Origin of the sequence: Martelella alba (genome assembly GCF_006516955.1) — a bacterium.
GTDB classification, from domain to species: domain Bacteria; phylum Pseudomonadota; class Alphaproteobacteria; order Rhizobiales; family Rhizobiaceae; genus Martelella; species Martelella alba.
Map to the genome: position 1 here is coordinate 98,883 of NZ_VHLG01000001.1, position 12,696 is coordinate 111,578.

A 12,696-nucleotide genomic window follows, 5' to 3' on the forward strand; every position below is an offset into this window, starting at 1 on the left:
GAACGCCTCCATTACTTGTAGCAAACAGCCTTGACCGCATCGATGACTTCACCGACGTTGGGCAGGGCCAGCTTTTCGAGGTTCGCGGCGTAGGGCATGGGTACGTCCTTGCCGGCAATCGTCAGGATCGGCGCATCGAGATAATCGAAGGCCTGCTGCATGACGCGCGTGGCGATTTCGGTTCCGACGGAAGACTGCGGGAAGCCTTCTTCGACGGTGACCAGGCGACCGGTCTTCTTGACCGATTCGATGATCGCCGGCAGATCCATCGGGCGGATTGTGCGCAGATCGATCAACTCGACGTCGATACCCATTTCCGCAAGCTTTTCAGTTGCTTCAATGGCGTATGTCATGCCTATGCCGAAGGACACCACAGTGACATCCTTACCCGGCTTGTGAATGCGGGCCTTGCCGATCGGCAGCACGAAATCATCAAGCTTCGGCACATCGAATTTGTGGCCGTAGAGAATTTCGTTTTCCAGGAAGATGATCGGGTTCGGATCGCGGATCGCGGCCTTCAGCAGGCCCTTGGCGTCAGCAGCCGTATAGGGCATGACGACCTTGAGGCCCGGAATGTGGCTGTACCATGCGGCATAGCACTGCGAGTGCTGGGCTGCAACGCGGGCAGCAGCACCATTCGGACCGCGGAACACGATCGGCGATTCCATCTGGCCGCCGGACATGTAGTGAGTCTTGGCCGCCGAATTGACGATCTGGTCAATCGCCTGCATGGCGAAGTTGAAGGTCATGAACTCGACGATCGGGCGCAGGCCGCCAAGAGCTGCACCAACGGCGATACCGGCAAAGCCATGTTCTGTGATCGGCGTGTCGACGACACGCTTGGCGCCGAATTCCTGCAGCAGGCCCTGGGTTACCTTGTAGGCGCCCTGATATTCAGCGACTTCCTCACCCATGACGAAAACGTCCGGGTTGGCGCGCATTTCTTCGGCCATGGCGTCGCGCAGCGCTTCACGAACGGTCATGTTGACCATTTCGGTGCCAGCCGGAATATCGGGGTCGGAGGCAACCTCAACGGCGATCGGCTGGGCCGGAACCGGTGCGGGCGCTTCTGCCGGGGCGGCAGCAGGTGCTGCGGCTTCAGGCGCCGGTGCGGCGGCTGCGGCCGAAATATCGTCAGCGCTTTCGCCCTCTTCGAGCAGAATGGCGATCGGTGTGTTGACCTTTACGCCTTCAGTGCCTTCGGCGATCAGGATCTTGCCGATAACGCCTTCGTCAACGGCTTCGACTTCCATCGTGGCCTTGTCGGTTTCGATTTCAGCAATCACGTCACCGGAAGAAACGCTGTCGCCTTCCTTCTTGAGCCATTTGGAAAGGTTGCCCTCTTCCATCGTCGGAGAGAGCGCAGGCATAAGGATATTGGTGGGCATTGTTCTTGTCCCTCCCCGTCTTAACGCAGAATATCGGTGTAGAGCTCGGATACATCGGGCTCGGGATCGGTCTGGGCGAAATCGGCAGCGTCGGCGACGATACCGCGAACGTCCTTGTCAATATTCTTCAGCTCTTCTTCGCTTGCCCAGTCCTTGTCGAGAAGACGGGCCTTGACCTGTTCGATCGGGTCATGCTCCGAGCGCATCTTCTGCACTTCGTCCTTGCTGCGATATTTCGCCGGGTCGGACATGGAGTGGCCACGGTAACGATAGGTATTCATTTCAAGGATGATCGGACCCTTGCCAGCGCGGCAATGGGCTTCGGCCTCATCAGCGGCAGCCTTGACGGCGCGGACATCCATGCCATCCACGGCAAGGCCGGGAATGTTGAAGGACGAGCCCCGCTTGGAGAAATCACCCAGCGCTGACGAACGCGCAACCGAGGTGCCCATGGCATAGCGGTTGTTTTCGATCACATAGATGACCGGCAGATCCCAGATCTTGGCCATGTTGTAGCTTTCGTAGACCTGGCCCTGGTTCGATGCGCCATCGCCGAAATAGACAACCGATACATTGTCATTGTCGCGGTAATGATTTGCGAATGCGAGACCGGTCCCGATCGGAACCTGGGCGCCGACGATGCCGTGTCCACCGTAGAAATTCTTTTCCTTGGAGAACATGTGCATCGAGCCGCCCTTGCCCTTGGAATAACCCGAGCGGCGGCCGGTCAGTTCGGCCATGACACCGCGGGCATTCATGCCGGTAGCAAGCATGTGGCCGTGGTCACGATAGCTGGTAATGATCTGGTCGCCGTCCTTCAGGGACATCTGCATGCCGACGACAACGGCCTCCTGGCCGATATAGAGATGGCAGAAACCACCGATGAAACCCATGCCGTAAAGCTGGCCGGCCTTCTCCTCGAAACGGCGGATCAGCAGCATTTCGCGATAGGCATGCATTTCCTGATCGCGGTCGAAATCCACGATCGGTGCGCCATTGTCTTTTTTGGATGATTTACGAGATGTGCCGGACGCTGAATTCTGGGGCGCCATGCGAACCTCCCTTTTTGAAGGATACACTTATAATGTGACGCTCAACATAGGGAGTTTTATGTGCGACGGCAATGCTAGATTTATGGCAATAAATATTGCTTTATCTATATGTTAAATAACAATAAAATCTATATTAACTCAATTTCAGTTAATTAGAGATCCCTGTCAAAAATCACGATTTCATCCGGTCTCGACATATTGAGTGCGTAGCGGGCGCGTTCGTCAAGCGCATCTTTCATAAGAGAGCCGTCAGACAGGGTTTTTACCTGTTGCTGAAGGGATTCACGCTCGGCCACCAGCTTGTCGAGTCGGCGCTGGTTCAGCTCCTTGTGTTCCTCGAACTGTTTGGCGGCAATCATGCCGAAATCGCCATGGATGCTATGATAGATGAAGTAGCCCATGAAGCAGGCGGCGATTGCCGGGACGACAAGGCGTCCATAGATACGGGCTTTATGATGACGGGTCCACATGAGGCCTACCGGTAACCAACGCAATACAATATGCAGACACGTTATTCGGATAAGCTTAACAAGGCTTGAATGACAAAGCCCGCGACGTCAGAAAGTCGCGGGCTTTGCTTTGAATTTTATACAACCATAACAGGTTGTTGTGCCTCGTGTTTCGCTCAGGCTTTCAGGATCGAGCGACCAGCATAGACAGCTGTCGGTCCGAGGTCTTCCTCGATGCGGATCAGCTGGTTGTACTTGGCCAGACGGTCGGAGCGCGACAGCGAACCGGTCTTGATCTGTCCGCAATTGGTGGCGACGGCGAGATCGGCAATGGTCGAATCTTCGGTTTCACCGGAACGGTGCGACATGACGGCGGTGTAGGCAGCCTTGTGGGCGGTCTCGACAGCGTCAAGCGTTTCCGTCAGTGAGCCGATCTGGTTGACCTTGACGAGCAGCGAATTGCCAACGCCCATCTTGATGCCATCGCGCAGACGCTTCGAATTGGTGACGAACAGGTCGTCGCCGACGAGCTGGCATTTGTTGCCGATCAGGGCGGTCAGCGCTTTCCAGCCTTCCCAGTCATCTTCGGCCAGACCATCTTCGATCGAGAAGATCGGATATTTGCCGATCAGGTCAGCGAGATAGGCAGCCATTTCGCCGGAGTCGAAGGTCTTGCCTTCGCCTTCCATGACATATTTGCCGTCCTTGTAGAATTCGGTGGAGGCAGCATCCATGGCGAGGAAGACATCTTCACCGGGCTTGTAGCCGGCCTTTTCGATCGACTTCATAACAAAGTCGAGTGCGGAATGGGTGCTCTCAAGTGCCGGTGCGAAACCGCCCTCATCACCGATTGCGGTGTTGTAACCGGCGGAAGACAGCTGCTTCTTCAGCGTGTGGAAGATTTCGGAACCCATGCGGATCGCGTCGGCCATGGTGTCGGCGCCGACCGGCATGATCATGAATTCCTGGAAATCGATCGGGTTGTCGGCATGTTCGCCGCCATTGATGATGTTCATCATCGGGACCGGCAGCAGATGGGCATTGGCGCCACCGACATAGCGGTAGAGCGGCAGGCCAGCAGCGTTGGCAGCAGCCTTTGCCGTTGCCAGCGAAACGCCGAGAATGGCGTTGGCGCCGAGGCGGCCCTTGTTGGGCGTGCCGTCCAGCTTGATCATCGTGTCGTCGATTTCCATCTGGTCTTCGGCTTCAAGACCAACAACGGCTTCGAAGATTTCGGTGCGCACGGCGTTGACAGCCTTCTGCACGCCTTTGCCCAGGTAACGGCTGCCGCCGTCGCGCAGTTCGACGGCTTCGTGGGCGCCGGTGGAAGCGCCCGAGGGAACAGCAGCGCGGCCCATGCTTCCGTCTTCCAGGTACACGTCCACCTCAACCGTCGGGTTGCCACGGCTGTCCAGGATTTCGCGGGCGAGAATATCAGTGATTGTCGTCATGTTTTTTTACCTGTCGACTTTGCTTTTAAACCAATGTGAGCCGCTTGGGAGGCGGCGGGAGCATTCCCCGCAGATGCGGGCCGTCGGCCCGGCTCACTGCGACAAAACGCATAATGCAGTTTCTCCGCCAGTACTATGACGATTGAAAAATTTCGATCGATTGAATGCGAAAAATCGCTGGTGGAACCTTTGCATGCATGCGTGACATTACCCTGCCTTTGCCAGCGCGTCAAAAGCCATGAGCTTGTCGATCAGACGTGGCATTTCGGCGAGGGGAACCATGTTTGGACCATCGGATGGCGCGTTGTCCGGGTCCTCGTGTGTCTCGATGAAAACACCCGCGACGCCGACGGCAACAGCTGCGCGCGCAAGGGTTTCCACGAATTCGCGCTGCCCGCCGGTGGAGCCGCCCTGCCCGCCCGGCTGTTGCACGGAATGGGTGGCGTCAAAGATCACCGGCGCGCCGGTTGCCGCCATGATCGGCAGCGAGCGCATATCGGAGACGAGCGTATTGTAGCCGAAGGATGCGCCGCGCTCACAGAGCAGGACATTGGGATTGCCACTATCGACGATCTTGGCAAGCACGTTCTTCATGTCCCAGGGCGCGAGAAACTGCCCCTTCTTGACGTTGATGACACGGCCGGTCTTTGCGGCGGCAATCAGAAGATCGGTCTGGCGGGACAGAAAGGCCGGGATCTGAAGCACATCAACGACGGGAGCGACTTCGGCGCATTGCTCTTCAGTGTGAATATCCGTCAGAACCGGAAAGCCGAATTCCTTTTTCAGATCGGCAAAGATCTCCAGCGCCTTGTCGAGGCCGATGCCACGTGCCGCGCTGAGCGAAGTGCGGTTGGCCTTGTCGAAGGAGGATTTGTAGACTAGGCCGATTCCCGCCTTGGCGCAGATCTCGGAAAGCCTCCCAGCCATCATGAAGGCATGCTCGCGGCTTTCCATCTGGCACGGCCCGGCGATCAGCGAAAGCGGAGTGCTGCTGGAAAAGGCCACAGCCTTGTCGCCGCTGCCTGCAATTACGGTAGAATTCGTCATGTCATGCTTCCCTGAACGCGAAGGTGACGCCCTGACCGGGCGCCGGCGGAACGATGATCAGTCCGTCCCCTGCATGGTGATTTACGCCATTGGCGTCAAGCAAATTGTCGCAGGCCGCCAGATCGGTGATGTCGAAAACGATACCGCGTGCAACAAGGCCGCGCTCGCCGGAGGCCGGGGCAAGGCCCAGCATCGTCTCGGCGTAGCCGTGTTCGCAAACCGAAATAGTGGCTGTGCCTGTCGAAAAACAGACACCATGCGGGTGAAGCGTCACATCGTGACTAAAGGATGCCGAATGCACGAAAGGTTCGAAATCCATCGGCCGGACTTCCGCCAATATGATTTCAGCCATGCCGGTGACCCCATTGGGGTGCGATAGCAATTCACCGGGAACGGCAAGCGGCGCAGTGCGCTGGCAGGTGAAGAAAAACAGATCAGGCGCGCGCAGATCGGCCGCGAAGGCGAGCGAAAAGCTGGCCATACCCTCAAGCCCGTCAGCATCGCGATAGGGCCGCGAGAAGCGCAAGGAACCCGCCGCGATGGCCTTATCCTGAAACAGGGCTTCATCCGCTTCACTATCTTCACTGGTTAAAACAACTGCCGACAGACCGTCTTCACCCTGGCGAAAGCGATAGGCTGCATCGCGTTGGACAAAGGGATTTCCGTTGAGTGCGGATTGCCGGTAGAGCTTCAGGTCAGCAATGGCCAGCGGTTCGAGATAGGTCGAATCGGTGAAATAGACGCAGGCATTTTCTGTGCCGAAGGGATGTCGCGCCTCTGGTGCCACGGCGAAACCGAGTGCGGAAAGACGCAATCTCGCGGTTGCCAGGTCGACAACTGGCAAAACCAGATGATCGACCGATCGATGGCTTGTAGATGCCATGATTTCCTCCCTTTACGAAAAGCCGATGCGGGAGCATGGGCGCGCTTGACGGGATTTGCAAGTATCGAAAGGGTAAGCGGCGAAAACATGGCTGCGCAGACTGCTGACGAAGCCGTTCATATTGCAGGCTTGAGATGGATTAACCGCCCCTCCCTCATCATCCCCGTGCTTGGTCCACGGGGATCCAGATTCATAAGGCCTTGAATTGAGATGTTCTTTCGCCGCGCCGACGCGCGTCAACCTCATGCCTGTGGGCCAGGCACAGGCCTGACGTCAGAATATGGGGCGAGGTTTGTCCGCAGTCTGAACGCCCAGAACACGGCCGCCATCGCTCCTCGGCCTGATATTACCCGCCTTACCAGATATAGCGCAGCTTGGCCGAGGCGATCAGCGTCGAATAGTCGGGAGACCATTCACCATAGGCGGTGAAGGAAATATCGGTCTGCGTGGAGATGCGGATTGTCGCGCCCAGATTGGCAGCCACGGCGCTGCCTGTCGGGGCGTTGCTGGCAATCGTAAAGCCATAGCCCGGCAGCGCGATGAAGCTTGCCGTCGCGCCACTGGCATTACCATAGCGATAGACATAGGCTGCCCGGCCATTGATAGAGAAGCTGCGCGGAACGCGTCCGGCGGCGGTATCAAAGCCGATCCCCGCCTCGACCGTGCCGCGCAGAATGTCACTGCTGCCATAGGCGAGTGCTGATGTGCCTGTGCCGGAAGTGACCTTTTCATGATAGCCGGGGGCGCTGGTATAGGCGATGCTGGCCGCGGCAAAGGGGATGACTGCAAAATCGTTGGCTGCGATGCGGAATCCGCCCTCCGCGCGTCCGCCGACACTGGTGGCATTATAGCTGCCGCGCAGCTTGTCCGTCACGCCGTTGAGCGAGACGGTGCGATTGGTGTCAACACCGTCGACGCCGACGGCAAGCGCAGCTGTACCATAGGCGCCCTCTTCCGTCTGGCCCATCGCCACGAGCGCTGCGTGGAAGTTGGTGTCGTTGGCATAGCCATCCTGGTCATTCTGGTCGTAGCGGCTGTTGCCGCCGCCAATCACCACGCCAATCTGGCTGCCGGGAGTGAGTGAGGCCATAAAGCCGCCCTCAAAGATATTGCCGTTGATATCAGCAGCGGAATTGCCCGCCTGCCTGTCGCCGCCGACGCTGCTTGCCTGATGGCTGTATTCGAACCAGCCTGAATGGCTCGGCGCAAAGTCCCGATAAATCGATCCACGGCCGGTATAGGCCCAGTCCCATTGCGGCTGCGCCCGTGTCTCAGTCGTCCAGTAGCCGGCAGCAACGGTCGGCAGCGTATCGTTGTCAGACGTATCGCTTTCATCTGTCATAGGCCGCCAGGCATTCGTCATGCGCGAGGGATTGGTGGTCCGGGCAAGGAGGCTCTGCATGCCGAAACTGGCGGCTGTCGTCGCATTGACACCAAGCTCGCCGCCCAGTGTCGTCATGGCATTTTCATAGTCGCTGCCGTCCAGAAGCATGGCGGCGGACAGTGCTCCCGACAGCGCCTTGCCGTCATTGAAGGCGCTGACGAGAACGTTGTTCACGCCCTGGCCAAGTGTGGAGAAACTATAGTCGCCGCCAACATAGACCAGTGACAAATCAAGCTCGCTGCCGTCATCGGTCACAGTCCCCTTGAAATGGCTCGGCAGATCGCTGACCGTTGCGCCGTAGTCACCGGAAATGCTGCCGGCCTGAAGCAGGGTATAGCTCTGTTTAAGAGTTCCGCCGGGCGCGAAAGTAACAGCAACTTCGGTGCTGTCAAAGCTGACGTCACCGCTGACGGTCGCCATGTAAGAGCCGTCAGCGATATAGGCGACATAGGTCGCGTCGGTCGAAAAGGTCAGGTCGCCATCGACGCTGATCGCGCCATTTTCATCACCGGACTGAAAAGTGCCGCCCGTCGCAACCGCCACATCGCCGACCGTGCCGGAACCGCCAAGCGTCGCGCCTGAGGCAACGTTGAACAGTGATGAAGACAGCGTGCCATCCACCAGAAGCGTGCCGCTGGTGACGCTGGTTGTGCCGGAAAAATCACTGTCGGCCGTCAGTGTCAGCGTGCCCGCACCATCTTTCACCAGCGTTCCGTCGCCGGAGATAGTTCCCGCAAAGCTGATCGCGTCGGAGCGGTCAAAGGTCAGCGTTCCGCCATCGGCAATGCTAACATTGCCGCCAAGTGAACCGGTTGTTCCGCCATTGCCGATCTGAAGGGTCGCCCCGTCATAAATTGCCGTGGTGCCTTCATTGGTGTTTTCGGCGGTGAGAATGGTTGTGCCGCTCTCCACCAGAATGGAGCCCGTGCCGGACACAACCGTGTCAAAGACATAGTCGCTGTCGGTGTGGTTGAATACAAGCGTTCCCGTCCCGCTGCCGAAACTGACCGTGTCAACGTCCAGCGAGCCAGCTGCCGCGGCCGTTTCGCCATCAGCTGCGCCGATATTGAGCGAACCGGTAGAACCGCTTTCGGAAGCGATGGTCAGGCTGTCGGTGGTCACCGTGGCGCCATCGGCAACAGTCAGGCTGCCGGTGCCCGAGGCGCCGACGGTGATGCCGCCTGTCACCGTCCATGTGCTGGACGCGCCGCTGACGCTGACGCTGCCGGTTGAGCCGCTGGCAGAACCGATCACGGTCTGGGTGCTGGTGACCGTTCCGCCATCTTCGACAGATAGCGAGCCTGTGCCGCTATCCGCCACGGTGAGGTCGCCATTGACCGTCCAGGTCGAGCCCGTGCCGGTCACGGTCACGCTGCCCTCACCTGTGGCATCTGCGCCGATCGTCGTTGTCGTGTTGGTCGCTGTTGCACCATTTTCGACAGTCAGCGATCCCGTGCCGGACTGGCCAACGACAAGGGTCGAACTATTTGTCCAGCTGGCGCCGTCGCCGGATAGGGTGACCGAACCATCGGCGCCGGAATTTTCGCCTATGACTGCGCCATTGGTCGAAAGCGTTGCACCGTCGCTGACCGTCACAGTGCCCGTGCCGGAGCTTGCGACGGTTATTGCATTGGTGGTTGTCAGGCTGCTGTCACTGTCAGAAAGGGTAATGGATCCGGTTCCGGTTGCCGCGTTGCCGACGACGGCTGAATCGGCTGTCACTTCGGCACCATTGCTGATATTGACTTCGCCCGTACCGGCGTCGCCGACCGAAAGCGTGCCGCGCAGCGCCCATTGCGAGCCGCTGCCATCGACATTCACGGTTCCGCTGGAGCTTGTGGCCGATCCGACTGTGGCGTTGGTGGCAGACATGACGGCGCCGTCCATGACGGAAAGCGTTCCGGTGCCCGCCGTGCCGGTGCCATCGACATTGCCGCCAAGGACAATGTCATTGTAGACGGTCCAGGTCGTATCGCTGCCGGTAACGGTCGCCGTTCCGACGCCACCTGTAAAAAGGCCGATGCTGACATTGTCGCTGATGGTGGCAGCGCCATCGGAAATGGTCAGCGTGCCGGTACCGCCGCGGCCGATTTCGAGATCTCCATAGCCTTCCCAGACCGTATCGCTGCCGGTCACCGTCATGGTACCGTTTCCGGTGGAGTATAGGCCGATGGTCGTGTCGTTGGTCTGGAGATAGGCACCGTCCGAAACTGTCAGTGTGCCCGTTCCCGAATTGCCGACACGGAGGCCAACCTCACTCAGCGAGCCGTAAATATTGAGGGACGAACCGCTCCCGCTGAGCGTTACTGTTCCCGAACCTGTCGAAGCGTTGCCGATAACGAGGCCCTGACTATTGCCGTCAGCATCATCGGTGATGCTGAGCGTGCCCGTGCCGCCATCGCCGACATAGATTGCGCCCGTATTGGAGAAATAACCGCCAGATGTTGATATCGAGAGTGTGCCGGTGCTGCCCGCGTCCTGGCCGATTGTGATCGACTGGGTCTGGAGAGCGGCGACCGACGTCATCGAGCCTGTGCCGGTGGTGCCTATCACCAGTGTTCCGACATTGACGCCGCCATCAGTTGCAAGAGACGGATAGACGCTCGTATCATTGATGTTAGCGGTATCGTCATAGCCCGGATAGGTGTTTGTGGTCGTGTCCGACGTCGTCCAGTTATCAGCGTCATACCAGGATGTATTGGTGCCAAGCCAATCGAAAGTGGCGGCGAAACTCTGGGCAGGCAGAAGAAGCGACAATGCTGACGAACACAGAAAGAGCCCCTTCAGGGTCGTGCTCGCTGTCTTGCGTTTCGTCATGCTGATTCTCCCCGCTCGCCTGCAGTCAGTCGTCTTTTGTTGAGTGAAACCCCGTTCATGCGACTCAACATTGCTCGGAACAGTTTTCTTTTTGACAGCGAAGCCTTAAAAAGCTCTTGCATCAGGGGCTGCCATGGTGCTCCCCATGATTATGGTTAACAAAGACTTTCCCCTTGCCCGGGCGGCTGCGGGTCGAACTGACCGCATTTCGGCTACATTGGCCTTTCAATGATTGGCCCTGCGGCTTCAATTCCGTTCCGTCTTGGTCTAAGAAGCTTGCTCAATAACGAAAGACTGCGAACAGGAACCGCTTAAGAATGCTCGATGTCATGCGAAAAGGCGCCCAGACCTGGGTGGCGAAACTTCTGCTGATTGTCCTTGTTGTCTCGTTCGGCATCTGGGGTGTTTCAAGCTCGCTGCTGTCGGGCAGCTCGGATGTGGTGATCAAGGTCGGTGACCAGGAAGTTTCCACGAATGAATTCCGGCTTGCCTATCAGCGCCAGCTCAACAGCCTGTCGCAGCAATATGGCCGGCAGCTGACCAGTGAACAGGCGCGCATGCTTGGTGTCGACCAGCAGGTCTATGCCCAGCTGATCGCCGGTGCCGCGCTTGATCAGATCGCTTCAGAAATGAAACTGGGCCTGTCGGAAGACCGGCTTGCGCAGATCATTGCCGAAGACAAGGCCTTCCAGGGGGCAAATGGTCAGTTCAGCCGCCAGCAATTTACCGCGCTTCTGCGCAATGCCGGGTTGAACGAGGATGATTATGTTGCCGCGACCAGCAAGATCGCCGTGCGCAGCCAGATCGTCGATGCGCTTGCTGATGGCTTTGCCCCGCCGAAGACGCTGGTTGATGCAATCCGTGAGTTTCGCACCCAGTCGCGCGTCGTTGACTATCTGGTTCTGACGAATGCTTTCATTGACCCGATCAAGTCGCCGGGCGATGACGTCCTCAAGCCGTGGTTCGAAGCGCGCAAGCCGATCTACAAGGCACCGGAATATCGCGCCATTTCCTATGTCGAATTGCAGCCGGCCGATATTGCAGATCCGGGCGCTGTCTCCGACGCTGACGTGAAGGCTGACTACGAGTCGCGGATCGGCAATTATACGACGCCGGAAAAGCGTACGATCGAGCAGCTGACCTTCGCCAATCAGGCTGATGCAGAAGCTGCGGCTGAAGCGCTGAAGGACGGTTCGAAGACCTTCGATCAGCTGGTCAAGGATCAGGGCGCGACCATTGACGACGTGTCACTCGGGACCTTTGCAAAGGGTGAACTTCCCAATGCCGCCGTTGATGAGGCCGCCTTTTCCATCCAGAAGTCTGGCGGCACCAGCGGTGTGGTTCAGGGCGCTTTTGGTCCGGTCATCGTCCGTGTCAGCAATATCACGCCCGAATCTGTTGCGAGTTTCGATAGCGTCAAGGCTCAGATCCGCCAGGATCTGGCAATCCAGCAGGCCTCGGATGACATCCTGAATGTCGAAAATCAGTATGATGACCTGCGTGCCTCCGGCAAGACGCTGGCAGAAGCTGCCGAAGCACTCAACCTGAAGCCGAAGACGATCGACAATGTCGACAGCAGCGGTCTTGATCCGAGCGGCGATGAGGTTGCCGATGTGCCGCTCGGAACGCAGCTGATTTCTGCAGCCTTCGCGGCTGAACAGGGAACCGAAAACCTGCCGCTTCGCCTCAGTGACGGTGGTTATGTCTGGTATGAAGTCACCGGTGTAACCCCTTCTCGTGACAGAACTTTCGATGAAGTTCGCAGCAAGGTTGAAGCCGACTGGGCTGCCGCTGAACAGAAGAAGGAACTGGAAGCCAAGGCCAAGGAATTGCAGGCCGAAGTCGAAGCCGGCACCAGTCTTGAGGATATTGCCAGTGATCTGGCGATCTCGGTTCAGCAGAGCAAGCCGATCCGCCGCAACAGCCAGGATCCGGATCTTGGTCCCGATGCGATTACCGCTGCATTTTCCGGGCAGCTTTCAACGGTGGCCACAGCGCCGCGTGACAATGGCAATGAGCAGATCCTGCTGAAGGTGACGGCGATTGTCGACACCGGCGATGCCATTGCCTCCAATGCCGACGAGCAATCGATCAATCAGGTTGCGACGGCCGCCGGGGACGATATCCTTGACGAAATGGTCAACAAGCTGAGAAGCGAATATGGTGTCAACATCAACCAGACGCTGGCTCAGCAGATCACCAATATGTAGTCGACTGGAAAGAAA

At 58.2% G+C, this 12,696-nt stretch carries 8 protein-coding genes; 1 reads left to right on the forward strand and 7 read right to left on the reverse strand.

Annotation, left to right across the window (positions count from 1 at the left end):
- Window positions 1-11: 11 nt before the first annotated feature.
- From FJU08_RS00465 to FJU08_RS00495, 7 genes are all read right to left on the reverse strand, one after another.
- Window positions 12-1,388: a pyruvate dehydrogenase complex E1 component subunit beta gene (locus FJU08_RS00465; protein WP_141147013.1), complete on the reverse strand. Its 1,377-nt coding sequence runs from the start codon at window positions 1,386-1,388 to the stop codon at window positions 12-14.
- Window positions 1,389-1,408: 20 nt separating this feature from the next.
- Window positions 1,409-2,440, reverse strand: a complete 1,032-nt coding sequence (pdhA, locus tag FJU08_RS00470) for a pyruvate dehydrogenase (acetyl-transferring) E1 component subunit alpha (RefSeq protein ID WP_141147014.1) — start codon at window positions 2,438-2,440, stop codon at window positions 1,409-1,411.
- A gap of 152 nt (window positions 2,441-2,592) precedes the next feature.
- Entirely contained in the window at window positions 2,593-2,910 is a 318-nt protein-coding gene (locus FJU08_RS00475) for an FtsB family cell division protein (RefSeq protein WP_141147015.1), read from the reverse strand.
- A gap of 155 nt (window positions 2,911-3,065) precedes the next feature.
- Window positions 3,066-4,340, reverse strand: coding sequence for a phosphopyruvate hydratase (eno, locus tag FJU08_RS00480; protein WP_141147016.1), 1,275 nt, complete (start codon window positions 4,338-4,340; stop codon window positions 3,066-3,068).
- Window positions 4,341-4,547: 207 nt separating this feature from the next.
- A complete protein-coding gene (kdsA, locus tag FJU08_RS00485) occupies window positions 4,548-5,387 on the reverse strand; it encodes a 3-deoxy-8-phosphooctulonate synthase (protein WP_141147017.1) in 840 nt (279 codons plus the stop codon).
- A gap of 1 nt (window position 5,388) precedes the next feature.
- Window positions 5,389-6,270, reverse strand: coding sequence for a VOC family protein (locus FJU08_RS00490; RefSeq protein ID WP_141147018.1), 882 nt, complete (start codon window positions 6,268-6,270; stop codon window positions 5,389-5,391).
- 355 nt (window positions 6,271-6,625) lie between these two features.
- Window positions 6,626-10,471 carry a beta strand repeat-containing protein gene (locus FJU08_RS00495; RefSeq protein ID WP_141147019.1) on the reverse strand — a complete coding sequence of 1,282 codons (3,846 nt, stop codon included), beginning with the start codon at window positions 10,469-10,471 and terminating at the stop codon, window positions 6,626-6,628.
- A 317-nt stretch (window positions 10,472-10,788) separates the two neighbouring features.
- On the opposite strand from FJU08_RS00495, the gene FJU08_RS00500 reads away from it, so the two are divergent.
- On the forward strand, window positions 10,789-12,681 hold the full coding sequence (locus FJU08_RS00500) for a SurA N-terminal domain-containing protein (protein WP_141147020.1): 1,893 nt from the start codon (window positions 10,789-10,791) through the stop codon (window positions 12,679-12,681).
- The last annotated feature ends 15 nt before the right edge of the window (window positions 12,682-12,696 follow it).